Genomic DNA, 24,068 nt, shown 5'->3' on the forward strand with positions numbered 1-24,068 from the left:
GCCGCCGGACGGCCCGGCCGTCGTGCCCCGGGCGGCACCCGGAACGGCTCCACCGGCCGCGGTACCCGCGCGGGTCCCGGCGAAACGGCGCCAGGTGTGATCCGCGGGCACCCGGGTACCAGTCCGTCGACGGCGGACACCGGGTCCGCGAGGGAGGAGGCGACGTGCCGGCACCGACCCTGCTGGTGCTGCGCGCCCTCGCCCTGGGCGACCTGCTCGTCGCGGTCCCTGCGCTCCGCGCGCTGCGCCGGGCCCACCCCGGGCACCGCATCCTGCTCGCGACCGCGGGCCCGCTCGCCCCGCTCGCCCTCGCCTCCGGGGCCGTCGACGAGGTGCTGCCGGTGACGTCCCCCGCCGATCTCCCGACGCCGCCCTCCGGGCCACCGGACGTCGCCGTCAACCTGCACGGGGCCGGCCCGCAGAGCCACCGGGCCCTCGACGCGACCCGGCCGGCACACCGGATCGGGTTCCGCTGCACCGGAGTCGAGGGCTGGAGCGGGCCGACCCGCGCCGAGGTGTCCGCGCGGCACCCGCACGAGCGGGCGCTGTGGTGCGCCCTGCTCGAGCACCACGGGATCCCCGCGGACCCGGACGACCTGCGGCTGCCCCCGCCCGGCCGCGGCGCGCCGGTGATCGTCGTGCATCCCGGGGCGGCGTTCGGCGCCAAACGCTGGCCCGCCGGGCGGTTCGCCGCGATCGCCCGCGCGCTGGAGCGGCGGGCCCCGGTGATCCTCACCGGCACGGCGCCGGAGCGGGAGCTCGCGCTGGAGGTCGCCGCGGCGGCGGGGCTCCCGGCGGAGCGGGTGCTGGCCGGGCGGACGTCGCTCACCGAGCTCTGCACGGTGGTGGCGGGCGCCGTCCTCGTCGTCTGCGGGGACACCGGGGTGGCGCACGTGGCGTCGGCGTACGGGACGCCGTCGGTGGTGCTGTTCGGGCCAGTGGGGCCGGAGCGCTGGGGTCCGCCGCCGGGGCCGCACCGCAGCCTCACCCACGCCGAGCTGCGGCGCGGCGACCGGTTCGCCGACGAGCCGGACCCCGCGCTGACCGCGGTCCGGATCGACGAGGTGCTGGCCGCCGCGGCGCTCGTCCTCGACCGGGACGGGCCGGGTCAGCGGGCCGCGGCCCCGACCGGCACGGACGCGCGCACCTGACGCCAGCCCGCGCCGTCCCAGTCGACCGTGCCGGCCCCGCCGCCGCCGACGAAGCCGGCCGCGGACTCCACCGCGCCGCGCACGGCGTCGTCGAGCCGGGCCCCGTCCGCCAGCAGGGCCGCGAGCCGCCCGGCGAACGCGTCCCCGGCGCCGCAGGGGTCTCCCCCGCGTACGCGCGGCGCCGCGACGGTGACGCAGCGGGTGCGCGGGCGGGCGAGCACGGCGCCCCGCTCCCCCGTGGTCACCACGACGGCGGCGCACTCCCACAGCCCCAGCAGTCTTCGCCCGGCCGTCCCGGCCTCGAGCCGTGGTCCCCCGGCGCCGGACCGCCCGGCGGCCCGGTCCGCCTCGGCCAGGTTCGGGGTCGCGACGCGGACGCCCGGGACCGGCTCGGGGCCGCGCGGATGCGGGTCCCAGACGACCGGGATGCCGCGCCGGACCGCGTCCGCGAGGACCGCCCGGACGCCCGGGTTCGCCGCGACCCCGCGGCCGTAGTCGGACACCAGGACCGCCCCGGCGCGCTCGACCGCCCCGGCCAGCGCCGGGACCACCCGGTCGGCGAACCGCGCGGCGGGCTCACCGAGGCCCTTGTCCGTCCGCAGCAGCGGCCGCTCCGCGCACCGCCACCGGCACTTGACGACGGTGCCGCCCGTGGCGGGCCCGTCGACCAGCGTCAGCGCCCGGTCGAGCAGCACGCGCAGCCGCGCACCGGAGTCGTCGTCGGCCAGCGCCGTGACGAACGTGACGGGCACCCCCCGGGCGGCGAGCAGCACGGCGGCGAGCCCGGCGCCACCGGGCCGCGCGATCTCCCGCGTGACGTCCAGGACGGGCACGTCGGCGTCGGGCGAGGTGCGTTCCACCCGCCCCTCGACGTCGACGTCGAGCAGGGCGTCCCCGACCACCACCACCGGCGCGCTCACGCCGGCCGGCCCAGGACGGAGTCCGCCACCACCGAGCGGTCCGGCACGGTCGTCGGCGACTTCAGGTGCACCGCGCCCGAGGGCAGGATCCCCGCACCGCCGAACCGTTCCATCACCCGCTGCTCCGCCACGACGTCCTCGCCCGCGTGCCCGACGGGCAGGTCCCGCCAGAGCTCGAACCCGCCGATCTCGACGAGAGCTCTGCGGTCGTAGAGCACGCACCCTGCGATCCAGGCGATCTTGTACGCGACCCACAGCTCCCCAGGCATCGCCGCGCCGACCAGGCCGCAGCGCAGCTCCAGGATCGCGTCGTGCAGCCGGGCGACGGTGCCCGGCTCGAGCCAGACGTCGTCGTCGCAGAACAGGACGAAGTCCGCCGACGACGCCGCGAGCATCGACGCGCGGTGCTCGGCCGACCCGCGCCGTGGCAGGTGGCGGACGGTCCGGACGCCACGGCCCGCGGCCTCCAGCACCCGGATCATCGCGCGCGCCGCGTGCGTGTCGAACGAGGCCGCGCCGTCGGACTGGTCGCTCACCAGCACGTCGAACGGATGGTCCTGGGAGGCGAGACCCGCGAGCACGGTTGCCAGCTCGACCGGCCGGTCGCGGGTCGGGACGAGCACCTCGAGCCGGGTCATTCGGCTGCTCCCCTGCTCGCCAGGGCCTGCGCCCGCGCCACGATCGCGCTCGTCGAGTGGTCCGCGAGGTAGTCCAGGATCCGGACCTCCCCGCCGAGCGCCTCGACCACGGGAGTCTCGGGCAGCATCTCCGGCGTGTAGTCCCCGCCCTTGGCGTACACGTCGGGTCGGACCAGCTCCAGCAGCTCGACCGGGCTGTCCGCCTCGAACGCGGTGACGAGGTCGACGGCGGACAGGGCCCCGATCACGCCCGCCCGGTCCTCCAGCGGGTTGACCGGGCGCGTCGGTCCCTTGAGCCGGGACACGCTGGCGTCGCTGTTGAGCGCCACGACGAGCAGGTCCCCGAGCCGGCGGGCCTGACGCAGGTACGCGACGTGCCCCCGGTGCAGGACGTCGAAGCAGCCGTTGGTGAACACCACCCGGTGCCCCGCGGCGCGGTGCTCGGCGAGCACCGACAGCAGGTCGTGGTGGCCGAGCACCGCGCCCGGGTCCGCCGCCGCCAGCCGGGCCGTCAGCGCCCCCGTCGTGCAGACGACGGTGCCGCCCCGCGAGACGGCGACGTCCGCCGCGGCCTGGGCGAGGGCGGCGGCCACGGCCGGCTCCGCCCCGGACGCCCGGGACGCGGTCCACGCGGCGGTGAACACGTCACCGGCGCCGCAGGCCCGGGACGCGGGTGCCGCGCCGGCCGCGGCCTGGTGCACCGGCACCGCGTCCGCCCGCGGCAGCTGGACGACCCCGTCCACGTCGAGGGTGAGCAGCACCTCGGCCCCGCCGGACGCCTCGACGAGCGCGCGGTGCCGGGCCGCCGCCCAGGCGACCCGGTCCCCGGACGGCTCGGGTTCGGCGAGCAGCCGGGCCGCCTCCTCGGCGCTCGGCGTGACGGCGTCCGGGTGCAGCGCGGCCCACGGCCGCAGCTCGTGCGCGTCCACGACCAGCAGGGACATCCGGGACCGCGCCCGGTCCAGCCGCCGGCGCACCCGTTCGCAGAGCGCGCCGAGCCCGTAGTCCGCGACGAGCACCGCGTCCCGGTCCTCGGCGAGCGCGTCGGTCACCTGGTCCGCGAGGGCCCGCGAGGCCGCGGTGCCCATCGGCGGCGACGTGACGTCGAACCGCGCGACCAGGTGCTCCGGCGGGTCGCCCGCCATGACCCGGCGTTTCGCGGTCGTGGGCCGGGCGGGGTCGAGCACGCAGCGGTCCGTGCGCACCCCCGCCTCGGCGAGCGCGCGGCGCAGCGTGCGGCCGTCGTGGTCGTCGCCCAGCACGGCGACGAGCTCGACCTCGGCCCCGAGGGCGGCCAGCGCGGCCGCGGTGTTCGCGGCGCCGCCCGGCGCGGTGCGGGCGTCGTTGAGCTCGATGACGGGGACGGGCCCGTCGCGGCCGGTGCGGCGCGCCGGCCCGGACACCCAGCCGTCGAGCAGGGCGTCGCCCACCACCAGGACCCGTGGCCGGCGCTCGGCGACCACGCCGGCCGACGTCACCGGCGCCGGGAACCCCCGCTCCACCGGCGGGTGCGTGCTCACGGCCACGACGGCTCCACGGACGGGGTGACGACGAGCTCGCGGACTTCGCAGCCCTCCGGCCGGGTCAGGGCGAAGAGCACGGTCGCGGCGACCCTGCGCGGGTCGTTCAGCACGGCGTCCGGGCCGGGGCGGTACTGCTCGGTGCGGCCGTCGAAGAACGCCGTGTCCATGCCGCCGGGAACGAGCATCGTCACCCCGACCTGCCCGGCCAGCTCCGCCATCAGGGCCCGGCTCATCCCGACGACACCGAACTTCGAGGCGCAGTAGGCGCTGGCGTCGGACAGCGCGCGGAAGCCGAGCGTCGAGGCGACCGTCACGATCCGGCCGCGGCTCTCCCGCAGGGCGGGCAGCGCGCCGCGGATCACCGCGGCCGTCCCGAGCAGGTTGACCTGGACGACGCGCTCCCAGTCCGCCCCGGGGATGTCCTCCATCCGCCCGCAGGCGTCCGTCCCCGCCGCGGTGACGACGGCGTCGAGACCGCCGACGCGGGCGGCGAGGTCCGCGACGGCGTCCTCGGCCGCGCGGCCGTCGGTCAGGTCGACGACGGCGGTCGGGGCGTCCCCGAGGGCCTCGCCCGCCCCGTCCCGGGGGTCGACGCGGTCGAGGAGCAGCGGGGTCCCGCCGGCGGTGGCCACCGCACCCGCGACGGCCCGGCCGAGGCCCGACGCCGCGCCGGTGACGAGCACGCGCCCGACCGGGCGGGAGTCCAGGGGTTGCTCGGTGGGGTCGGGCGAGGTCCGGGGATCGGTCACGGTCGAGGTCATGGGATGTCCTCTCGGTAGGGATCGACGCGCTGGTCAGGAGGCGACGAGGGGGGCGCCGGAACCGGCCTTCCCCACGAGCAGCGCCGCCTCGACCGCGCGGCAGAGCATGTGGACCGCGGCGAGATGGGACTCCTGCACGGTGGCGGTGTCCCCGGGCAGGCAGACGGCCTCCGAGCAGAGCCGGGCCAGCGGGTTCGGGCCGGGCCCGGTCAGCGCCCAGCTCTCGACGCCGCACTGCCGCGCCGCGAGCGCGGCGGTGAGCAGGTTGCGGCTGCGGCCGCTGGTGGACAGCAGGATCAGCACGTCCCCCGGCCGGCCGTGGGCCCGCACCTGGCGGGCGTAGACCTCCTCGTAGCCGTAGTCGTTGCCGATGGCGGTCATCGCCGAGGTGTCCGCGTGCAGCGCGATCGCGGACAGCGGGACCCGCTCGCCCTCGAAGCGGCCGACGAGCTCGGCGGTGAGGTGCTGCGCCTCCGCGGCGCTGCCGCCGTTGCCGGCCGCGAGGAGCCGGCCGCCGTCGGTGAGCCGGGCGGCCAGCGCGGCGCCCCAGCGGGCGAACGTGCCGGAGGCACCGCGCAGAGCCGGCAGCGCGGCCTGCAACCGGTCGACGTGCTGGTCGAGCAGCTGTTCGGTCGGGTCGTCGTCGAACGTCTTCATCACCGGCTCCCTGCTGTCGCGATCGGCCGGCGGCCCGTGGACGCCGCGGTCGGGGCGGCGCGCCCGCCCAGCACGTCCCGGTAGACGGCCGCGGTGGTGGCGGCGACCCGCGGCCAGGAGTAGCGCGAGACGGCGCGGTCACGGCCGGCCATGCCGTAGCCCGCGCACATCGCCGTCTCGGCGACCAGGCGCCGCAGCACCCGGCCCAGTTCCTCCGGTCGGCGGGGCGGCACGTGCAAGCCGGTGACCCGGTGCACGACCGAGTCGATCATGCCGCCCACCTCGGACGCGACGACGGCCCGACCGCACGCCATCGCCTCCAGCGGCACCATGCCGAACGGCTCGTACCAGGGTGCGCACACGACGGCGTCCGCGGAGCGGAGCAGCGCGGGCACGTCCGCCCGCGCCACCGCACCGAGGAACCGCACCCGGGAGGCGACGCCGGCCCGCTCGGCGACCTCGTGCAGCCGCCGCAGGTCCGGGTCCGCGGCCGGATCCTGCCCGGCGGGCGGGCCGCCCGCGACGAGCAGCTCGGCCTCGGGCACCCGGGCGAGCGCCTCGATCACCTCGTCGACCCCCTTGCGGCGCACCAGCCGGCCGATCGTGACCAGCCGGGGCCGCTGCGTCCGGGGCAGGGCAGGGCCCTGCGGGGTGAACAGGTCGAGGTCGACGCCACAGGGCACCACGGAGATCCGCTGCCGCGGGGTGCCCATCCGGGTCAGCTCCAGCAGCTCGTCCTCGCAGGTCGCGATGACCCGGTCCGCGCGGCGGGCGACGACCTGCTCGGCGGTGATGCGGCCCTGCGGGCTGGTGTCGTCCCCGCCCTGGTGCCGCTGCTTGACGAGGCCGAGGGCGTGGAACGTCTGGACGAGCGGGACGTCCGGGGCCCGGACGGCGGCCGTCGCGGCCAGGCCGGACATCCAGAAGTGCGCGTGCACGATGTCCGGCGGCTCGGCCGCCCAGAGCCGCGCCAGCTCGTCGGCCAGCGCGGGGACGTGCGCGACGAGCTCGTCCTTCGGGATGGCCGTCGGCGGGCCCGCGGTGACGTGCCGGACAGTGACACCCGGGCACAGCGGGACGGTCTCGGGCAGGTCGGCGGAGTCCCGGCGGGTCAGCACGGTCACCTCGTGACCGTCCGCGGCGAGGGCCCGGCTGAGCTCGCGCACGTGGACGTTCTGGCCGCCCGAGTCGGGCCCTCCGGGAGCGGCGAGCGGGCTCGCGTGTTCGGACACCATGGCGATGCGCACGATCGATCAACTCCCTGCGGTCGTGATGGTCCCTGCGAGAGGGATGATCGGGGCCGGCCGCGGGGTCACGGCCGGTCCCGGGTCGGTGGCGGGCGGGCCGGCGCGCGCCGGCCCGCCGCGCGCGGAGCGGGCCGCCCGGGCCAGGACGTCCTCCCAGTCGCCGAGGAACCGGCCGAGCCCGAAGCGGGCCAGGGCGGCGGCGCGCGCCGCCCCTCCGGCGGCGGCCGCGGCGGCGGGATCCGTGGTGAACCTGCGCAGGCCCGCCCGCAGCCGGGCCAGGTCGGTGGAGCGCACTCCGGCCTCCGGCGGCACGGCCTCGAGCGCCTCGGTCGTGCCGAGCACGACGACGGGCATCCCGAGCATCATCGCCTCGATCAGCGAGAGGCCGAGCGAGGTCCAGCGCGCGGTGTGCAGGTAGACGCGGTGCCGGGCGAGCTCGTCGTGCATCCGGCGCTGGGGCAGGTCCCCGCCGCTGCGCACCCGGGCGGCGGTCCCCGGGTCCACCCCGAGGCCGGTCCGCAGGTACTCGCCGAGGCCGTCCGTACCGATCCCGTAGACGTCGATCGGGGCCGCGGCGGCGAGGCCCGGCAGCAGGTCGGTGCCGGTGACGCGGCCCCGCCGGACCGGCTCGTTGATCACTACGGCCGCGGCCGCGAGCTCCCCGACGGGGCGCTGCCCGGGGTCGATCACCCCGTGTTCGACGACGGTCGTCGCGGTCGAGCCGGCGTCCCACATGAGCGCGTTGAAGTGGGTGACGTGCACGAGCAGGACGTCGTCCCGGTCGGCCGTCGGATGCCGGCTGGTCGCGGCGTGCTCGCGGGGGGTGTTGTGCTCCAGGTAGATCGCGGGCACGTCGCGGCCCGGGACCCGGCCGAGCCAGCGCTCGGCGAGCTCGAACTCCTCGGGCCGCTGCAGGACGACGACGTCCACGTCGGCCGGGCGCAGCTCCTCCGGCGAGACCTCGACCGCGTTCGCCGGCCAGTCCCACGCGGCGGGCCGTCCGCCGCCCCACGGGCCGCGCTCGGGCAGCGTGGGCAGCAGGTAGCGGTGCGGGCCCTGGACGAACGCGGTCGTCCACGAGCCGTGCACGTGCCAGATCAGGATGTTCATGCGGGCACCTCCTGTGCGCGGAGCACATCGGTGATCAGCAGCTCGACGGCCTCGACGGCCGCGGCGGGATCGACGCCCGCCAGACAGGGATGGCCGGGGACCGGGCACTCCCGGGCCCGGGAGTCCCGGCAGGGGGCGTGCTGCTCGCCCAGCAGCACGTGCGACACGGCGTAGGGGCGCCAGCGCACCGCCGGGACGACCGGGGCGAACAGGGAGACGACCGGGGTGCCGACCGCCGCGGCGAGGTGCGCCGCGGCCGTGTTCCCGACGACGACCGCCGACGCGCGGGAGAGGACGCCGCCCAGCTCGGCGAGCGAGGTCCGGCCGCCGAGATCGGTGCCGTGGCGGCCCGCGACCTTCGCCGTCAACGCCCGCTCGTCCGGGCCGCCGGTCACGACGACCCGGTGCCCGGCCGCGGCGAGCAGCTCGACGGCGCGGGCGCAGTGCCCGGCGGGCCAGCGCCGCGCGCCCACCGCGGCGCCCGGGTGCACGACGACGTACGGCGCCGCGGGGAGCAGGTGCGAGACGTCGGGTGACGGCAGGACGGCCGGCCGCCCGTCGTCCCCGGCGGGCGCGGGGAACCCCGCCGCGGCCGCGATCGCCCGCATCCGCTCGGGCTCGGGCTGGTCCTCGTCGAGGGTCTCGCCGGGCCGCAGCCGGACGTCGAGCAACGCGCCGGCGTGGTCGACCGAGGCGCCGCTGATCCGCGGCACCCCCGCCAGGCGCAGCAGCAACGCCAGGGGCAGCGGCGACTGGTGGAAGGACGTCAGGATCACGGCCTCGTCGAAGCCCCGGGCGGCGAGGTCGGCGACCAGGCCGGCGGTCTCCGCGGCGTCCACCGGCGGCGGGTCGGCGATCACCCAGGGGCACGCCCAGCGGAGGACCTCGCCCACCCCGGGCAGCAGCCGGCCCGCGGGGGCACCCGCCGGGCCGCACAGGAGCGTGACGTCCGCCCGGGCGGCGACGGCCCGGACCGCGGGCCCGGCGAGCAGCACGTCACCGGCGCCGTCGAGGCGCACGACCAGGGCGCGCGTCATGCCGCGCGTCCCGGGCCGGTCCCCCGCAGTTCCGCGCCGAGGAGGAAACGCACCGCCCCGACCAGGTCCCGTCGCACGACGGGCGCCGCCCGGATCTCCTCGGCCCGGGTCACGGCCGTCGGGACCAGCACGGACGCCGCGCCGGCGGCCGCCGCCGCCTCGACGTCCGAGCCGATGTCCCCGACGAACGCGAGCCGCTCGGGGGCGATCCCCAGCTCGGCGGCGGCGTCCAGCAGCATCCCGGGGGCGGGCTTGCGGCAGGCGCAGCCCTCCTCGGGGGCGTGCGGGCAGACCCGCCACACCCGGAACGGGCCGAGCAGCCGGTCGACCTCGCGGTTGACCGCCGCGGCCGCCTCGGACGTGATGAGGCCGCGGCCGATACCGGACTGGTTGGTGACGACACCGGTGGGTACGCCCGCGTCGCGCAGGAGGGCGAGGGCGGCCCGGGCAGCGGGCACGGGGCGGACCAGCCGGGGGTCCGCGCAGTACGGGACGTCGACGACGAGGGTGCCGTCCCGATCGAACAGCACGGCCTCCGGGACGTGCCGAGCGGTGGTTCGCATGCCGGAAAAGTGGCCACCGAGGATCGAGCTAAACGCTCTTGCCCTAACTGCTACTCTCCGCCACCACTACTACTCTCCGTATTCGGGCTGGTCAGTCCTCCCGCGCGCGACGGGTCGCCCGGTCGTTGGCCTTACGGATCTCCTCCACCAGCTCGTCCTTCGTCCGCCTCGTGGGCGCCTTCACGTCGAGCCGTTTCGCCACCTCCACCAGGTGTTTCTTGGACGCGTTGGCGTCCACACCGGCCGCCGTCGACCCGCCCGGGTCCCCGGAGTCCGGGGTGGAGCGGGCGGCCCGCTCGTCCGACGGGCCGTACTCCTCCTTGGGCTCCCAGTGGTCGCCGACCTTCTCGTGCGTGTGCTTCAGCGCCGCGTAGGCCGTCTGCTGGGCGCGCCGGCCGCTGCCGTAGCTCTCCTCCGCGGACTCCAGGGTCTTCTTGTAGGTCCGGACCGCCTTGTCGTCGGAGCGGGCGACCGTCGAGGGGACGTCGTCGCGCATCTTCTCGGCCTCGTCCTTCTTGCCTGCCATCGTCGGCCTCCTTCTCGAGGGTCGGGCCTCGCCGGGTACCCGTTCACCCGGCGAGGGACGCCCGCAGCACGGAGTCCGGGGAGAGGTCCGCCATGCACGCGGGGCCGTCCGCGGCCAGCGGGCACCGGGCCTCCCACCAGCAGACCTGCTCGGTGATGGCCGTGGGACGCCGGTGCGGGCAGCCCGGCAACCCCTGCAGGTCGACGGCCGCGGGGCCCAGCCCGTAGCGGGCGGCGGCGGTCGGCCCGAACAGCCCGACCGTCCGCGCCCCGACGGCCGCGGCCACCCGGACCGGGCCGGTGTCCGGCCCGACGACCGTCCCGCCCCGGTCCCCCACCGCGGCGAACAGTGCGGCGAGGCCTCGCAGGCCGGTCGGCGGCAGGGGACGCGCGAGCTCCTCGGCCCAGGGCCCCGGCGCCGGGTCCCCGGTGACGACGAGCGGGGGCGTGCCGCGGTCCGCCAGCCCCCGGGCGAGCGTCGCCCAGTGCGGCCAGTGCTTGACCGCCATCCCCGCGCCCGGCACCAGCACCACGGGGCGGCCCGGGCCCGCGTGGTCGGCCAGCATCGCCGCCCCCCGGGCGCGCTCGGCCGGGGTGAGGTGGATCGACGGCGGCACTTCGACGGCGTCGACGAGGCCCTCGGCGGCGAGGATCCGCAGGTAGCGGTGGCTGACCTGCTCGTCGGGCGGCGGGTTCCGCCAGAGGTTCGTGACGCTGCGGACGCCGCGGGACCCGATCTCCTCGGGGATGCCGCTGTGCCGGGTGGTGCTCACGACGAGCGCCGGGCGGCGGCGGTCGAGCTCGGCGGCCACGGCGGCCCGCTCGTCGCCCTTCTCCGCCCGGACCACCTCGGTGACGGCCGGATCGGACTCGACGAGCACGTCGCCGGGAGCGTGGGTGAGCACCCGCAGCGCGGCGCCGGGGTTCCGCCGGGCCAGAGCGTGGATCACCGGCAGCACCATCACCAGGTCCCCCAGCCCCCCGAGCAGGTCGACGACCAGGATGTCCGGATACCGCGTGCCGTCACGCATGCGCGGGCTCCCCGCGGACACCCAGCACCCGGGCGTAGAGCTCGCGGTGCCGCTCGGCGATCCGGGGCCAGGTCCGCTCGGCGCCGAGGGCGGCGCCCGCGGCGGCGACCCGCCGCCGCAGGGCCGGGTCGTCGAGCAGCCGGACGAGGGCGTCCCGCAGGACCTCGGGGTCCCGGACCCGCGGGGCCACGACGACGGTCCGGCCGTCGACCAGCTCCGGATCGGGGGGATCGGCCGGCGTGACGATCGTCGGCAGGCCGTGCGCGAACGCCGAGAGCAACGCGCCGCTCTTCGTCGTCGCGCCGGCGGCGAAGGGGAACGCGGTGAGGTCGGAGGCGTGCAGGGCCGCGGACACCTCCTCGGCCGGGAGCTGCCCGGTGATCGAGACGTGGTCCGCGACCCCGCACGTCCGCGTCCACGCGGTGAGCTCGTCGCGGAACGCGCGGGCCTCCCCTTCCGGCAGCGCGAGCGAGGTGAACCCGCCGAGAACGAGCAGGTGCAGCCGGCGCCGCCCGGCCGCGCGCAGCCCCGCGACCGCCTCGATCAGGTAGCGCAGGCCCTTCACCGGGTGCACGAACCCGAAGAACGCGATGACCTCGGCGTCCTCCGGGACCCCGAGCCGGCGCCGGACCGCCTCCCGCGGCTGCGTCCGCCCGAGATCCGGCACGTTGGGCGCCAGCGGGACGAGCGCCGCCTCGACGCCGAGCCGCTCCCGCAGCGTCGCCGCGTGCCCGGCGTTCGTGGTCACCGCCGCGGCGCCGGCGGGGGCGAGGCGCCAGGTCTCCCGGTCGAACCGCCCGGTCCGCTCCAGCGCGCGCCACACCGCGTCCGGGACCCGCGGCGGCGCGGCCCACCAGCCGTACTCGTGCAGCGTCGTCACCACCGGGGCACCCACCAGGTCCGGCAGCAGCCCCGGCCAGGGCGAGAACCCGAACGCCGACGGCGCGAACTGCACGTGCACCACGTCCGGGCGCAGCTCCCGGATCCGGCGGGCCGCCCGGAGCACGCCGCGCGCGGACCCGTCGACCGGCACCTGCTCGACGCGCGTCCCCTCCCCTGCGAGGGCGCCGACGAGGTGCCGCGTGTAGTCGGCGACGCCGTCGCGTCCCGGGTCCGCCCCGCCCTGAACCATCGTGATCAGCACGGAAGGACCGTTCCCCCGCAGTACCGGGCGAAACCGGTTCGGCCGCGCCGTGCCGGGGTATCGACCGCACCGTGACCGATCTGGATCGAGGGACCGACGACCCCTTCGAGCATCCGGCGGCGCTCGCCGGGCCGCCGATCGGCTGGCCCGGCCTGCGCCGGCTGCTGGTGGTGCGGCCGGACAACCTGGGGGACGTGCTGCTCGCCGGCCCCGCGCTCGCCGCGCTGCGGGCCGCGGCGCCGGACGCCCGGATTCACCTGCTGGCCTCACCGGGCGGCGCGGCTGCGGCGTCGCTGCTCCCCGAGGTCGACGACGTGGTCGTCGCGCGGGTGTCGTGGCAGCGGATCGCGCCGGCGCCGGGGCCGCCCGACCCCGGGCTGGCCGACGAGCTGGCCGCACGGCGCTACGACGCCGCCGTCGTGCTGACCTCGTTCTCCCAGTCCCCCTGGCCCGCCGGCTACGTCTGCCAGCTCGCCGGCATCCCGGTCCGGGCCGGGACGTCGAAGGAGTTCGGCGGGGCCGCCCTGACCCACTGGGTGCCGGCGCCGCACGATGACCTGCACCAGGTCGACCGCGCGCTCCACGTGCTCGACCGGCTCGGGGTGCCGCCGGGCGAGGCGACCCTGCACGCCCACGTCGCGCCCGCGGCCCGCGAGGCCGCCGAGCGGGCGCTGCGGGCCACCGGCGGGGATCCGGGCCGCCCGCACGCCGTGCTCCTGCCGGGGGCGTCGTGCCCGTCGCGGCGCTACCCGCCGGCGGGCTTCCGGGCCGCGGTCCGGGAGCTGACCGGCGCGGGCCTGCCCGTCGCCGTCTGCGGCTCCGGCTCGGAGCGGGACCTGGTGCACGAGGTGGCGGACGGGATCCCGGGCGCGGTCGCGCTGGCCGGCGAGCTCGACGTGCCGGGCCTCGCCGCGCTCCTCGGCGGGGCCGCGGTCGTGGTCGCCAACAACAGCGGCGGGATGCACCTGGCGGACGCGGTGGGCACACCGGTGGTGGTGCTGTTCGCGGGGACCGAGCTGGTCGAGCAGTACCGGCCGCGGTCCGTCCCGGCCCGGGTCCTCGGGATGCCGACGGCGTGCACGCCCTGCCGCCAGTTCACCTGCCGCTACCAGCACGAGTGCCTCGACGTCGACCCGGCCGAGATCGCGCGCGCCGCCCTCGACCTCAGGGGGCGGGCCGGCTCCCGGGGACCTGGCGGCGTCCCCGGGAGCGCTGCGTCACGCCGACCCCGGCTCCGTCATCTTCTTGTGCGCCTTCGCCTTGAGCGAGTCCGGCAGCACGTTGTTCGCGACGCCCTGGGCCTTCGTCCTCAGTGACCCCGCGACGACCTTCTCGTCGCCGTCGAGCAGGGCCTTCATCCCCTGTTCCGCGACCTGCGCCGGGTCGTCCTTCTCGGACGCCCCGATCTTGGTGTCGTCCATGTCGGCGCGGACCGACGCGACGTCGACGCCGGAGGCCCGCAGGTCGGCGACCGCGGCGTCGAGCCGGTCGTCCTCGGCCGTGACGACCAGGTCGACGCCACGCGCGGCCAGGTTGCGGGCGAGCTCGAGTCCGATCCCGCTGGAGGCCCCGGTGACGAGGGCGAGAGGTGTCGTGTCCGTCATGCCGGGACGCCTACCCACCCGATGCGACCTGAGCGCGGTGCTGGGCCGATCGGTTGGTTGCAGCAGAAACCGGAACGGATCCGGTTGCCCGCCGCGCCCACGGGTATGGCCGCGCTGAGCCGAACGGCTACCGGAAACGACGACAGGAGCAGTTCTATGACCCAGCCCAGAAGCGGACATCCGCCGGCCTTCCCCGCCGAGAACCCCACGGATCCGTCGATGCCCCAGGTCGCACGCGACGAGGCGGGCGCGGTCGGACAGACCGCCGCCGACGCCGGCCGCCAGGTCGCCGAGACCGCGGCCGACCAGGCGGCGCAGGTCGCCGAGGAGGCCCGCCGCCAGGCCGGGGACCTGTTCGCCCAGGCCCGTGAGCAGGCCGTCGAACAGGCCCGCAACGGCCAGCACAAAGCGAGTGAGAGCCTGCGTAGCCTCGCCTCGGAGCTGCACCAGATGGCCGAGGGCGGGGACCGGTCCGGTCCCGCGGCCGACCTCGCGGAGCAGGCCGCCAAGCGGGTCGACGAGGCCGCCCGCTGGCTGGACAACCGCGAGCCCGGCGATCTGGTGGAGGAGTTCCGCGGGCTGGCCCGGCGCCGTCCCGGGGCGTTCCTGCTCGGCGCGGCCGCGGCCGGCCTGCTGGTGGGCCGGCTGACCCGGGGTGCGATCGACGCCAACCGCGACACCGGCTCGTCCGGGTATCCGGAGCCTCCCGGACCGGTGCGCGCCCCGCGGCCGGGGCCGGCCGTCGTCCCGCCGCCCCCACCGATGCCCCCGCCGATGCCCTACGACGACCCGCGGGGCGGTGCCCTGCCGCCGGCGGGGCCGCTCGACCCGCCCGTGGCCCCTCCCGTCAGCCGACCCGTCGCCCCACCCGTCGTCCCGCCCGTCCCCCGAACCCGGTGTCCCCGGTCCCGCCCGGCTCCGTGCCCCCGGGCGCGCAGTGGTCGGAGCCCGGGCAGCCGACCGAGCCGGGGCGACCGCCCGCGGACGCCCCGCGCCACGAGGCGACCACCGTCGGTGAGTATGTCGAGGAGCTCGAGCGCCGGGCAGGACCCGAGCAGCCGTACCCGGGTGATCGGCGATGACCGTGCCGACGCCTCCCTCCGGCGCTCATGCGGCCGACCCGGCCCGGCGCGCCGCAGCACCCGTGGGTCCCGCGGCGGACGCCGCCTCGGTGGGTGACCTGCTGGGGAACGTGACCCGGGACCTGTCGACCCTGATGCGCCAGGAGCTCGCCCTCGCCCAGGCCGAGCTCAAACAGGAGGCCACCAAGACCGGCAAGGCCGCCGGAGCCTTCGGCGGCGCCGGCTTCGCCGCCTGGTTCCTCGTCCTGTTCCTGTCCCTGGCCCTGTGGGCCGGTCTGTCCAACCTCATGCACCCCGGCTGGGCCGCCCTCATCGTCGCCGCGATCTGGGCCGTCATCGCCGGGATCCTCTACACCACCGGCCGCGCCAAGTTCCGCGAGGTCCACCCCAAACCCGAACGCACCGTCGACACGCTCGGCCAGGTTCCCGACGCCCTCAAGGGCAACCGAGGAGGCACCCCGTGACCACCCCCGACGATCCCGACCAGATCCGCCGCGACATCGAACGCACCCAGGCCGACCTCAGCAGCGACGTCAACGCCTTCGCCGACAAGGTCAGCCCCGGCCGCATCGTCGAACGCCGGGTCGACCGCGCCAAGGCCACGGTCGGCCGGGTCAAGGACACCATCATGGGCAGCGACCCCCGGGCCTCGGCCCAGCACACCGGCCGCCACGTCGCCGACGCCGTCACCGGCACCGCCTCCACCGCGGCGGGCACCGTGTCCGACGTGGCCTCCACAGCGGCGGGCACCGTGTCCGACGTGGCCTCCACAGCGGCGGGCACCGTGTCCGACGTGGCCTCCACCGCCGCGCAGACCGTGCAGGAGGCTCCGCGCGTCGTGCGCCGCCAAGCCCGGGGCAACCCCCTCGCGGCCGGGCTCATCGCCTTCGGCGCCGGCTGGCTGATCTCCTCCCTGCTCCCGGCCACCCGCCGCGAACAGGAACTCGCCGAACAGGTCAAGGACCACGCCGGGGAGCTGACCCAGCCCCTCGCCGACGCCGCCGAACAAGCCCTCGGACAGGTCAGGGGCAACCTGACCGAACCCGTCCAACAGGCCGTCGACCAGGTCAGGTCCACCGCCACCGAGGCCGGCCAGACCGTCGCCGAGGAAAGCCGCTCCGCGGTCGAACAGGTCAAGGAGCAGGCCACCGACTCCGCCGGCACGATCAAGCAGAACTCGCCTGGATGACGGGTCCGGCCGGGCCCGGTCACCGACCACCGTGGTGACCGGGCCCCGGCCGGTCGTCGCCGTGCCGGGGCTCGGCCTGTCCGCCGAGATCCCGCAGCGGCTGTTCCGCGCGCTCGCCACGGCCGGGCCGACGGCGGCCGTCGAGCTGCCCGGGTTCGGGTTGCCCGCGCCGCGCGGCCTGGCGATCGGTATGGCCGCCCAGGTGGACCGCCTGCTCGACGTACTGCGGGGCCGGGGTCCCGGCGATCCGGTGGTCCTGCTCGGTCATTCGGCGAGCTGCCAGCTCGTCGCGGAGGTCGCGGCGCGGGAGCCGGAGCGGGTCGCCGGCCTCGTGCTCGTCGGCCCGACCACGGATCCGCGCGGGTCGACCTGGCCCGGTCTCGCCGCCCGGTGGGTGCGGACCGCCGCACACGAGCGGCCGGGGCAGATCCCGCGGCTCGTGCGGGACTACCGGACCACCGGGCCGGTGGCGATGGTGCGCACGCTCGACGCCTTCCGCCGGTGCCGCATCGAGGACTCGCTCGGCTCGGTCCGCTGTCCCGTGCTGGTGCTGCGCGGGCTCCACGACCGCATCGCCCCGGCGGACTGGACCGTCGCCCTGGCGCGCCTGCCTCCCGACGGTTCGGCGGTCACCGTGTCCGCCGGCGGGCACATGGTCCTGTCGACGCACCCCGGGCTGGTCGCCGCCGAGGTCTCGGCCTTCCTGGCCCGGCGGGCGGGCGTGTCAGAGGGGCGGTAGCCGCTGCGGCCTGCCTCGCAGCGGCGCGAGCGGGTCGCCCGCGTCGCGCAGCCGCGCGGGCGCCGTCCGCAGGGTCCACCGGTCCGGTCGCAGGTCCGGGTCGTCGAGCTCGGCCCAGGTGATCGGCATCGACACCGGCGCTCCGGGCCGCGGTCGCGGGCTGAACGGCGCGACGAGGGTCTTGTTGATCGCGTTCTGCGTGTAGTCCAGCCGCGCCAGACCCTGCCGGCGGTCCGTGTACCACTCCCAGGACACCAGCTCCGGCACGATCCGGCCGACGGCTCGGGACAGCTTCTCCACCCAGCCGCGGGTGTCCGCGAAGGTGTACCCCGGCTCCACCGGCACCCAGATCTGGATCCCCCGCTGACCGGTCACCTTCGGCGCCGCGTCGACGTCCAGGTGCTCCAGCGCCGTGCGGAAGAGCCGGGCCAGGACCAGGACGTCGTCGAACCGGTTCCGCGGCCCGGGATCGATGTCGATCAGCGCCCAGGTGGGCTGCCGCACGTCCGGCAGCGCCGAGGTCCACGGGTGCAGTTCGACGGCGCCGTGGTTCGCCGTCCACACGAGCGCTGCCGTGCTGTCGACGACGGCGTAGACCTGCGACTCCCCCGGCCCCGCGTCCTGGTTGCGCCAGCGCCGCAGCCACTCCGGGGCGTGCCCCGGGACCTCCTTCTGCCAGAAGCCCGGGCGGTCGACGCCGTCCGGGTAGCGGTGCAGGTTCACGGGCCGGTCCGCGAGGTACGGCAGCGCGTACGGGGCGACGACCGCCTGATAGCGGATCAGCTCGCGCTTGGTCACCGGCGGTTCGCCGTCCCGGCCGGGGAGCAGGACCTTGTCCAGGTTCGTCAGCGCGACGTCCCGGCCGGCGATCCGCCAGCTGCCCTTGTGGTCGAGGGCGTCGAGGGCGACCAGCTCGTCGTCGGTGGCGGCGCGGTCGGGGCGCTCGGGCTCCGCGGCGGGTGGGGTCCGGTCCCGGGCCTCCGCGGCGGCCCCGGCGCGTGCCCGCGTGACAGGGGGCGGAGCGGCACCCGGCGGGAAGGCGATCCGGATCTCCTCGGGGTCCCGGTCCGGGCGCAGCCCGCGCCACACGGCGTGCCGCAGCCGGCCGTCGCGGGTCAGCGTCCGGTACTCGACCTCACCGACGAGCCGCGGCTCGACCCACCGGGCGTGCCGGGCGTGTTCCCGCGGCACCGTCTCGTCGAACGGGCTGTCCTTGCGGCGCAACGGCTCCAGCCGCTCCAGGAGCGCGTGCAGCATCTCCTCGGTGAAGCCGGTGCCGACGTGGCCGAGGAACCGCAGGAGGCCCTCGTCGTCCCGGGCCCCGATCAGCAGCGACCCGAGCGTCGACGTCCGCCGGCCCTCCCCGGGGCTCCACCCGCCCAGCACGACCTCCTGGGTGGTCAGCAGCGCCGTCTTGGTCCACACCGGGGAGCGCCGCCCCGGCTCGTAGGGGGCGTTGCGGCGCTTCGCCACGATCCCCTCCAGGCCGTGGCCCCGGGCGATCTCCAGCAGCTGCGCGCCGGTCAGGTCGGTGGACGTGGGCGGCACGGACACCAGCGGCGCGGCCTCCAGCCCCAGCTCCGCGAGCCGGGCCCGGCGAACGTCGTACGGCTCGTGCAGCAGCGAGCGCCCACCCTCGACCAGGAGGTCGAACAGGTACAGCGAGACCGGGACGTCCGCGATCAGCCGCTCGGACGGCGTGCGGACGTGCATGCGCTGCTGCAACAACCCGAAGTCCGGGCGCCCCGCCGCGTCCGCGGCGACGATCTCGCCGTCGAGCAGCAACGGCCGGTCGCTGCGCAGGCTCGCGACGAGCTCCGGGTAGCCCGCGGTGACGTCGTTGCCGTTGCGGCTGGTGAACCGCACCGCGTCCCCGGAGACGGCGACGACGGCGCGGACCCCGTCCCACTTGAACTCGAACGCCCAGCCCTCGCCCATCGGCGGCGGGCCGGCGACGGCCAGCATCGGGCGGACGGGCTCGGGCAGCGGCTCCCCCATGTCGCACCTCCCCGGCTCGGTCGACCCGGCTCGGTCGTCCCCCGCCCGGTCTACCCCGGTCCACGCGCGACCGCACGCCGTCCGATCCGCACGTTCGGGTACAGACTGGACTCTCGGACCGTCCCGCGGCCGGCGACACCCGTCCTGTGCAGGGCGACCACTGTGGATCCGTTGGCGTCGCAGCGGTGGGCGAGCACGGGGCCCGCCACAGCCCGTAGAAGTCGGCGATGTCGTAGCCGTCGTCGCGGTCCGGGGTCGGGTAGAAGGCATCAGCCACAGGCACGTGACGCCCAGCCGGTCGAGGTGGTCGTTCTTCCACCACGGGTCCGAGGTCCGGGTGAGCCTCAAGCCGCGGCCCGCAGCTGGGGCAGGACCTTCGAACCGAAGGCGCCGATGAACGCGTCCTGTTCCTGACCCACGTGGTGCAGCGCGATCTCGTCGAAGCCCAGCTCGGCGAACTGCGCGAGCCACGCGGTGTGGCGGCCGAGGTCGCTCGAGATCTGCACGGACCCGCGGACCTGCTCGATCGGGACGTACTCCGACACGGCGTCGAAGGTCGCGGCGGTGTCGATGTCCGAGCAGGCGGGGGGCGGGAAGACGTTGCTGCGCCACTGCTCGAGCGCGATCGTCTCGGCCGCCTCCTCGTCGGGCGCCCAGCTGAGGTGGACCTGAAGGTGCAGCCGCCCGCGCCCGCCCGCGTCGCGGTAGGCGTCGATCATCGCGCGCAGGTGCGCGGGCGGGGCGTTGACGGTGATCAGCCCGTCCGCCCACTCGGCACACCGGCGTGCGGTCGGCACGCTCACCGCGGCCCCGAGGAGCGGCGGCGGCTCCTCCGGCCGCGTCCACACCCGGGCCCGGTCGACCCGGACGAGGCCGTCGTGGCTGACCTCCTCGCCGCGCAGGAGGGCCCGGATCACGTCGACGCACTCGCGCAGCCGGGCGTTCCGGACGGTCTTGCGCGGCCAGCGGTCCCCGGTGATGTGCTCGTTGCACGCCTCGCCCGTCCCGAGGGCCGCCCAGAACCGGCCCGGGTACATCGCGCCGAGCGTGCCGATCGCCTGGGCGACGATCGCCGGGTGGTAGCGCTGGCCGGGCGCGGTGACCACGCCGAACGGCAGCGAGGTCGCCTGCAGGGCGGCGCCCAGCCAGGACCACGCGAACGCGGACTGCCCCTGCCGCGCACTCCACGGCGAGAAGTGGTCCGACGACATCGCGGCCTCGAACCCGGCCTGCTCCGCCCGCCGGGCGGCCGCCAGCAGCGCGGTCGGGGGTATCTGCTCGTGCGACGCGTGCCAGCCGTAGGCGGTCATTTCCGGCGGTACCCGCTGAGGGGCCGGTGACACCCCGATCGAGGATTGAGCGGGACCCCGGCGGGGAACGTCCGACCGGATCCGGACAGGAATCCCCCGAAACCTACCTTTCGAACGGAACAAGTGGACGTCCTCGACCTGACCTACGCCCTCGTCGGTCTCGGCGCCCTGATGGCGGCCCTGCTGCCGCGCCTGCTGGCGGACCGGCCGCTCTCGATGCCGATCGTGTTCCTGGGCCTCGGCCTCGCCGTCTTCGCGGTGTTCCCGGACCTGCCGGACCCCGACCCGCTGGCCCATCCGGCCGCGGCGGAGCACCTCACGGAGATCGGCGTGATCGTCGCGCTGATGGGCGCCGGGCTGAAGCTCGACCGGCCGCTCGGCCCGCGCTCCTGGTCCTCGACGTGGCGGCTGCTCGGCATCGCGATGCCGCTCACCATCGCGGCGGCGGCGCTGCTCGGCTGGTGGTGGGCCGGCCTCGTGCCGGCGGCCGCCCTGTTGCTCGGCTCGTCCCTCGCCCCGACGGACCCGGTGCTCGCCTCGGACGTGCAGGTCGGCGAACCGGGCGGGCACGCCGACGGCGAGGACGAGGTCCGCTTCGCGTTGACGTCGGAGGCCGGGCTGAACGACGCCCTGGCCTTCCCGTTCGTCTACGCGGCGATCGCCATGGCCGCCGCCGGGACGGGCCTCGCCGGGTGGCTCGGGGAGTGGGCCCTGCAGGATGTGCTGCTCAAGCTCGCGGGCGGGGTCGTCGGCGGGATCGTGGTCGGCCGCGCGCTCGGCGCGCTGTTCTTCCGCAGCCGCTCGGAGAAGTGGCACCTCGCCTCGCACGCCGAGGGGTTCGTGGCCCTCGCGGCCACGTTCCTGGCCTACGGACTGACCGAGGTGGCCGGCGGCTACGGCTTCCTGGCGGTGTTCCTCTGCGCGCGCAGCCTCCGCGCCACCGAGCGGAGCCACGAGTACCACCAGGTCCTGCACGACTTCGTCGAGCAGATCGAGCGGCTGCTCACCGTGCTGCTGCTCGTGCTCTTCGGCGGGGCCGTGGCCCGCGGCCTGCTCGGCGCGCTGACCTGGCAGGCCGTGGCCGTCGCGGCCGCCGTCGTCCTGGTCGTGCGGCCGCTGTGCACGTGGCTCGCGCTCGTCGGCGGCCACGGATCCCGCGGCGACCGGACGGCGATCGCCGCCTTCGGCATCCGCGGGATCGGCACCTTCTACTACCTGGCGTACGCCACGAGCCAAGCCGCGTTCCCCGGCGCCGACGAGGTGTGGGCGACCGCGGCGCTGGTGGTGATCGTGTCCGTCGTCGCGCACGGAATCGCGGCCGGGCCGATCATGAACCGGCTCGACCGGCGCCGGCGGGCGGACCTCGCGGTAGATCCGTAGGTCCGGCCACCCCGGCCCGGGGAGGACGGTCGTCGAGGAGCGGATCACGCCGGGCCTGCTTAGGCTCGTCCGGTGGTCGACGAACTGCGCAGCCGGGCTGCTCCCCTGCGGATGCGGCCGAGACGACTGGTGACGGCCGATCCGGCGCTCCCCCGCGACGTGCCGTCCGGCACCGAGGCCGTCGTCGTCGGGGCGGGGGTCGCGGGCGTCAGCGCCGCCGTCGTGCTCGCCGAGCGCGGCGTCCGGGTCACGCTGCTGGAGGCCGCGCCGACGCTGGGCGGGCGCCTCGGGGCGTGGCCGCACACCCTGCCCGACGGCACGGAACAGGTCGTCGAGCACGGGTTCCACGCGTTCTTCCGGCACTACTACACCTGGCGGTCGGTGCTCCGCCGGATCGACCCCGAGCTGGGCTTCCTGGCCCCTGTCGGCGGCTACCCCGTCGTCTCGCGGCACTGGCCGGCCGAGGACCTGACCGGGCTGCCGTCGGCGCCCCCGCTGAACCTGCTGGCCCTGCTGGCGCGCTCCCCCAGCCTCGGGCTGCGCGATCTCTCGGGCGCGGACTCAGCGGCCGGGCTCGGGCTGCTCAGCTACGACCGGGCCACGACCACCGCTCAGTTCGACGACGTCACCGCGGCGGAGTTCCTCGCCCGGATGGGCGTGTCCGAACGGGCGCGGCAGATGCTCTTCGAGGCGTTCGCGCGCTCGTTCTTCTGCAACCAGGCCGAGCTCTCGGCCGCCGAGCTGGTCGCGATGTTCCACTACTACTTCCTCGGCAACCCGGAGGGCATCGGGTTCGACGCACCGGTCACGGACTACCTGACCTGTCTCTGGGACCCGTTCAGCCGCCTGCTCGAGAAGCACGGCGCGGTGGTCCGGACGGGCGCCCGGGTGGAGCGCCTCGAGCCGGACGGCCACGGCTGGCGACTCGAGCTGGGCGGCGAGGCACTCACCACCCGCAACGTGGTCCTCGCCCTCGATCCGGGCGCGCTCTCGGCGCTGCTGGCCGCCTCCCCCGGGCCGCGGCGACGGCGCCCCGGCTGGCCGCGCAGTGCGCGTCGCTGCGGGTGGCGCCCCCGTTCGCCGTCACCCGGCTCTGGCTGGACCGCGACGTCGCGCCGGAGCGCGCGACGTTCAGCGCGGTGAGCGGGGAGGCGACGCTGGACTCGATCACGGTCTACTCCCGGCTGGAGAGCCCGTCGGCCGAGTGGGCGGCTCGGACCGGCGGGTCCGTCGTCGAGCTGCACTCGTACTCCTGCGGGGCGCCCGACGCGACGTCGGCCACCGCCCGGATGCGCGCCGAGCTCGCCGCGCTCTGGCCGGAGACCGCCGACGCCGGCGTCGTCCACCTTCAGGAACGGCAGGAGGCGACCGCACCGGCCTTCCCGCCCGGCGGGGCGGGCAGCCGGCCCGGGGTGCGGACGGACGCGCGCGGCGTGCGCATCGCCGGGGACTTCGTGGAGCTGCCCTACCTGGCCGGGCTCATGGAGCGGGCGTCGATGTCCGGGGTGCTCGCCGCCAACGACGTCCTGGCCGAGGCGGGTGCCCGGCCCGAGGAGATCCTGGGCGTGCCGCAGCGCGGGCTGTTCGCCGGGCTGCCGGTCACGCCGCGGCCGGACGGTCCCGGGCTGCGGATCGCCCGTCGAGCACGAGGGTGAGCCGGTAGCCGACGAGCACCAGCACGTGCACCAGGTAGAGCCACAGGGCGAGCGCGGCCACCGCGCCGAAGACCGGCAGCCCGCCGAACGGCAGTGACCACTCGACCGGGATCGCGAGGAACAGCAGGAAGCCCTGCAGGAACCCGGCGAGGAAGGACCCGGTCCCGAAGCCGCCCCACAGCAGCGCCCGCAGGCCGACCCGCCCCGCCGCGACGAGCCGGTACACCAGCACGAGCGCCATCGACACCCCGATCCACACGACGTGGAACGCGAGCAGGACGCCGAGCAGCAGGCTCCCGCCGCCCGCGGCGTAGAGGGGAGCGGCGACGGGCGCGGACGCCAGCACGGCGAGCACGAGGAGCGGGGCGAGGGCGACGACGGGAAGCACCCCGAGCCGCCCCCGCCAGCCGGTGAGCCGCTCGGAGCGGCGCGGCGAGAGCTGCAGGAACGCCCGCCGCAGCCCCTCCCCGTAGAGGCTGGCGGGGAACAGCACCACGATGGTCTGCAGCCAGGACAGGTTCAGCGCCGTCGCCGTCAGCGTGCGGAGGGCGTCCGGCGTGCCGTGCCCGCCCGGCAGCCCGCCGATCGCCGTCTCCATCCCGACGGCGACGGCGTCGGGGCCGATCAGGGCCGCGGCGACCCGCAGCCCGATCAGGGTGATCGGGACGACGCCGAGCAGCGCGAAGAAGGACGCCCCGCCCGCCCAGAGCGCCACGTCGCTGACCGGAAAGGAGCGGCCCAGCTCGCGGAGCACCCGGCGGGGCGACCGCGTCGGGTCGCCTCCGTCCTGTCCGGTCACGGCCG

25 protein-coding genes are annotated in these 24,068 nt (G+C 76.7%); 9 read left to right on the forward strand and 16 right to left on the reverse strand.

Going from position 1 to position 24,068, the window contains the following annotated elements; all coding sequences use genetic code 11:
- Positions 1-164 precede the first annotated feature (164 nt).
- Positions 165-1,151 (forward strand): glycosyltransferase family 9 protein, encoded by a 987-nt coding sequence (locus WBK50_RS17420; RefSeq protein ID WP_341336629.1) that lies wholly within the window; start codon positions 165-167, stop codon positions 1,149-1,151.
- Here WBK50_RS17420 and WBK50_RS17425 read toward each other — a convergent pair.
- The 12 genes from WBK50_RS17425 to WBK50_RS17480 all read right to left on the reverse strand — a co-directional run bounded on the left by WBK50_RS17425 (position 1,109) and on the right by WBK50_RS17480 (position 12,307).
- On the reverse strand, positions 1,109-2,071 hold the full coding sequence (locus WBK50_RS17425; protein ID WP_341336630.1) for a bifunctional heptose 7-phosphate kinase/heptose 1-phosphate adenyltransferase: 963 nt from the start codon (positions 2,069-2,071) through the stop codon (positions 1,109-1,111). The two genes, WBK50_RS17420 and WBK50_RS17425, sit on opposite strands and share 43 nt — an antisense overlap.
- The gene (locus WBK50_RS17430) at positions 2,068-2,709 is read right to left on the reverse strand and encodes a glycosyltransferase (RefSeq protein ID WP_341336631.1); all 642 of its coding nucleotides are present in this window, start codon (positions 2,707-2,709) and stop codon (positions 2,068-2,070) included. Before WBK50_RS17430 ends, WBK50_RS17425 begins: the two co-directional genes overlap by 4 nt.
- Entirely contained in the window at positions 2,706-4,235 is a 1,530-nt protein-coding gene (gene rfaE2, locus WBK50_RS17435; RefSeq protein ID WP_341336632.1) for a D-glycero-beta-D-manno-heptose 1-phosphate adenylyltransferase, read from the reverse strand. Before rfaE2 ends, WBK50_RS17430 begins: the two co-directional genes overlap by 4 nt.
- Positions 4,226-4,993, reverse strand: coding sequence for an SDR family oxidoreductase (locus WBK50_RS17440; RefSeq protein WP_341336633.1), 768 nt, complete (start codon positions 4,991-4,993; stop codon positions 4,226-4,228). The genes rfaE2 and WBK50_RS17440 overlap by 10 nt, the downstream gene beginning before the upstream one ends.
- Before the next feature lie 33 nt (positions 4,994-5,026).
- On the reverse strand, positions 5,027-5,650 hold the full coding sequence (locus tag WBK50_RS17445) for a D-sedoheptulose-7-phosphate isomerase (RefSeq protein ID WP_445942269.1): 624 nt from the start codon (positions 5,648-5,650) through the stop codon (positions 5,027-5,029).
- Complete coding sequence (locus WBK50_RS17450) at positions 5,650-6,897, reverse strand: glycosyltransferase (RefSeq protein ID WP_341336634.1); 1,248 nt, start codon at positions 6,895-6,897, stop codon at positions 5,650-5,652. Before WBK50_RS17450 ends, WBK50_RS17445 begins: the two co-directional genes overlap by 1 nt.
- A 6-nt stretch (positions 6,898-6,903) precedes the next feature.
- On the reverse strand, positions 6,904-8,007 hold the full coding sequence (locus WBK50_RS17455) for a glycosyltransferase family protein (RefSeq protein WP_341336635.1): 1,104 nt from the start codon (positions 8,005-8,007) through the stop codon (positions 6,904-6,906).
- A complete protein-coding gene (locus WBK50_RS17460) occupies positions 8,004-9,044 on the reverse strand; it encodes a glycosyltransferase family 9 protein (RefSeq protein ID WP_341336636.1) in 1,041 nt (346 codons plus the stop codon). The genes WBK50_RS17455 and WBK50_RS17460 overlap by 4 nt, the downstream gene beginning before the upstream one ends.
- Positions 9,041-9,607, reverse strand: coding sequence for a D-glycero-alpha-D-manno-heptose-1,7-bisphosphate 7-phosphatase (locus tag WBK50_RS17465; RefSeq protein WP_341336637.1), 567 nt, complete (start codon positions 9,605-9,607; stop codon positions 9,041-9,043). The genes WBK50_RS17460 and WBK50_RS17465 overlap by 4 nt, the downstream gene beginning before the upstream one ends.
- A 91-nt stretch (positions 9,608-9,698) precedes the next feature.
- The gene (locus tag WBK50_RS17470) at positions 9,699-10,133 is read right to left on the reverse strand and encodes a ChaB family protein (protein ID WP_341336638.1); all 435 of its coding nucleotides are present in this window, start codon (positions 10,131-10,133) and stop codon (positions 9,699-9,701) included.
- A 43-nt stretch (positions 10,134-10,176) separates the two neighbouring features.
- On the reverse strand, positions 10,177-11,163 hold the full coding sequence (locus WBK50_RS17475) for a glycosyltransferase family 9 protein (RefSeq protein ID WP_341336639.1): 987 nt from the start codon (positions 11,161-11,163) through the stop codon (positions 10,177-10,179).
- Complete coding sequence (locus tag WBK50_RS17480; protein WP_341336640.1) at positions 11,156-12,307, reverse strand: glycosyltransferase; 1,152 nt, start codon at positions 12,305-12,307, stop codon at positions 11,156-11,158. The genes WBK50_RS17475 and WBK50_RS17480 overlap by 8 nt, the downstream gene beginning before the upstream one ends.
- 71 nt (positions 12,308-12,378) lie before the next feature.
- Here WBK50_RS17480 and WBK50_RS17485 point away from each other — a divergent pair, with 71 nt between their 5' ends.
- Positions 12,379-13,623, forward strand: a complete 1,245-nt coding sequence (locus tag WBK50_RS17485) for a glycosyltransferase family 9 protein (RefSeq protein ID WP_341336641.1) — start codon at positions 12,379-12,381, stop codon at positions 13,621-13,623.
- Here the strand turns inward: WBK50_RS17485 and WBK50_RS17490 are convergent.
- Positions 13,525-13,911 (reverse strand): SDR family NAD(P)-dependent oxidoreductase, encoded by a 387-nt coding sequence (locus tag WBK50_RS17490; RefSeq protein WP_341336642.1) that lies wholly within the window; start codon positions 13,909-13,911, stop codon positions 13,525-13,527. The two genes, WBK50_RS17485 and WBK50_RS17490, sit on opposite strands and share 99 nt — an antisense overlap.
- A gap of 156 nt (positions 13,912-14,067) precedes the next feature.
- On the opposite strand from WBK50_RS17490, the gene WBK50_RS17495 reads away from it, so the two are divergent.
- The 4 genes from WBK50_RS17495 to WBK50_RS17510 are packed head-to-tail and all read left to right on the forward strand — an operon-like array spanning position 14,068 to position 16,921.
- Positions 14,068-15,090 carry a hypothetical protein gene (locus tag WBK50_RS17495; protein ID WP_341336643.1) on the forward strand — a complete coding sequence of 341 codons (1,023 nt, stop codon included), beginning with the start codon at positions 14,068-14,070 and terminating at the stop codon, positions 15,088-15,090.
- Positions 15,083-15,457, forward strand: coding sequence for a phage holin family protein (locus tag WBK50_RS17500; protein WP_341336644.1), 375 nt, complete (start codon positions 15,083-15,085; stop codon positions 15,455-15,457). The genes WBK50_RS17495 and WBK50_RS17500 overlap by 8 nt, the downstream gene beginning before the upstream one ends.
- Positions 15,454-16,182: a DUF3618 domain-containing protein gene (locus WBK50_RS17505; protein WP_341336645.1), complete on the forward strand. Its 729-nt coding sequence runs from the start codon at positions 15,454-15,456 to the stop codon at positions 16,180-16,182. Before WBK50_RS17500 ends, WBK50_RS17505 begins: the two co-directional genes overlap by 4 nt.
- Positions 16,183-16,216: 34 nt before the next feature.
- A complete protein-coding gene (locus WBK50_RS17510; RefSeq protein ID WP_341336646.1) occupies positions 16,217-16,921 on the forward strand; it encodes an alpha/beta fold hydrolase in 705 nt (234 codons plus the stop codon).
- Here WBK50_RS17510 and ligD read toward each other — a convergent pair.
- Both ligD and WBK50_RS17520 read right to left on the reverse strand, forming a co-directional pair.
- On the reverse strand, positions 16,907-18,919 hold the full coding sequence (gene ligD / locus WBK50_RS17515; RefSeq protein WP_341336647.1) for a DNA ligase D: 2,013 nt from the start codon (positions 18,917-18,919) through the stop codon (positions 16,907-16,909). The genes WBK50_RS17510 and ligD overlap by 15 nt on opposite strands.
- A gap of 344 nt (positions 18,920-19,263) precedes the next feature.
- On the reverse strand, positions 19,264-20,229 hold the full coding sequence (locus WBK50_RS17520) for a TIGR03885 family FMN-dependent LLM class oxidoreductase (RefSeq protein ID WP_341336648.1): 966 nt from the start codon (positions 20,227-20,229) through the stop codon (positions 19,264-19,266).
- Positions 20,230-20,352: 123 nt separating this feature from the next.
- Between WBK50_RS17520 and WBK50_RS17525 the strand changes: the two genes are divergently transcribed.
- The 3 genes from WBK50_RS17525 (at position 20,353) to WBK50_RS17535 (ending at position 23,264) form a co-directional block, all read left to right on the forward strand.
- A complete protein-coding gene (locus tag WBK50_RS17525) occupies positions 20,353-21,609 on the forward strand; it encodes a cation:proton antiporter (protein ID WP_341336649.1) in 1,257 nt (418 codons plus the stop codon).
- A 72-nt stretch (positions 21,610-21,681) separates the two neighbouring features.
- Entirely contained in the window at positions 21,682-22,752 is a 1,071-nt protein-coding gene (locus tag WBK50_RS17530) for an FAD-dependent oxidoreductase (RefSeq protein ID WP_341336650.1), read from the forward strand.
- Positions 22,749-23,264 carry a hypothetical protein gene (locus WBK50_RS17535; protein ID WP_341336651.1) on the forward strand — a complete coding sequence of 172 codons (516 nt, stop codon included), beginning with the start codon at positions 22,749-22,751 and terminating at the stop codon, positions 23,262-23,264. The genes WBK50_RS17530 and WBK50_RS17535 overlap by 4 nt, the downstream gene beginning before the upstream one ends.
- Here the strand turns inward: WBK50_RS17535 and WBK50_RS17540 are convergent.
- Positions 23,209-24,063 carry a YhjD/YihY/BrkB family envelope integrity protein gene (locus tag WBK50_RS17540; protein ID WP_341336652.1) on the reverse strand — a complete coding sequence of 285 codons (855 nt, stop codon included), beginning with the start codon at positions 24,061-24,063 and terminating at the stop codon, positions 23,209-23,211. The genes WBK50_RS17535 and WBK50_RS17540 overlap by 56 nt on opposite strands.
- Positions 24,064-24,068 lie beyond the last annotated feature (5 nt).

It is taken from the genome of Pseudonocardia sp. T1-2H (assembly GCF_038039215.1).
GTDB lineage: Bacteria > Actinomycetota > Actinomycetes > Mycobacteriales > Pseudonocardiaceae > Pseudonocardia.

Coding starts and splice junctions, on each gene's coding strand:
- WBK50_RS17455 (WP_341336635.1), bottom strand. CDS start 8,007: ATGAACATCCTGATCTGGCACGTGCACGGCTCGTGGACGACCGCGTTC.
- WBK50_RS17460 (WP_341336636.1), bottom strand. CDS start 9,044: ATGACGCGCGCCCTGGTCGTGCGCCTCGACGGCGCCGGTGACGTGCTG.
- ligD (WP_341336647.1), bottom strand. CDS start 18,919: ATGGGGGAGCCGCTGCCCGAGCCCGTCCGCCCGATGCTGGCCGTCGCC.
- WBK50_RS17475 (WP_341336639.1), bottom strand. CDS start 11,163: ATGCGTGACGGCACGCGGTATCCGGACATCCTGGTCGTCGACCTGCTC.
- WBK50_RS17430 (WP_341336631.1), bottom strand. CDS start 2,709: ATGACCCGGCTCGAGGTGCTCGTCCCGACCCGCGACCGGCCGGTCGAG.
- WBK50_RS17440 (WP_341336633.1), bottom strand. CDS start 4,993: ATGACCTCGACCGTGACCGATCCCCGGACCTCGCCCGACCCCACCGAG.
- WBK50_RS17520 (WP_341336648.1), bottom strand. CDS start 20,229: ATGACCGCCTACGGCTGGCACGCGTCGCACGAGCAGATACCCCCGACC.
- WBK50_RS17495 (WP_341336643.1), top strand. CDS start 14,068: ATGACCCAGCCCAGAAGCGGACATCCGCCGGCCTTCCCCGCCGAGAAC.
- WBK50_RS17490 (WP_341336642.1), bottom strand. CDS start 13,911: ATGACGGACACGACACCTCTCGCCCTCGTCACCGGGGCCTCCAGCGGG.
- WBK50_RS17470 (WP_341336638.1), bottom strand. CDS start 10,133: ATGGCAGGCAAGAAGGACGAGGCCGAGAAGATGCGCGACGACGTCCCC.
- WBK50_RS17465 (WP_341336637.1), bottom strand. CDS start 9,607: ATGCGAACCACCGCTCGGCACGTCCCGGAGGCCGTGCTGTTCGATCGG.
- WBK50_RS17445 (WP_445942269.1), bottom strand. CDS start 5,650: ATGAAGACGTTCGACGACGACCCGACCGAACAGCTGCTCGACCAGCAC.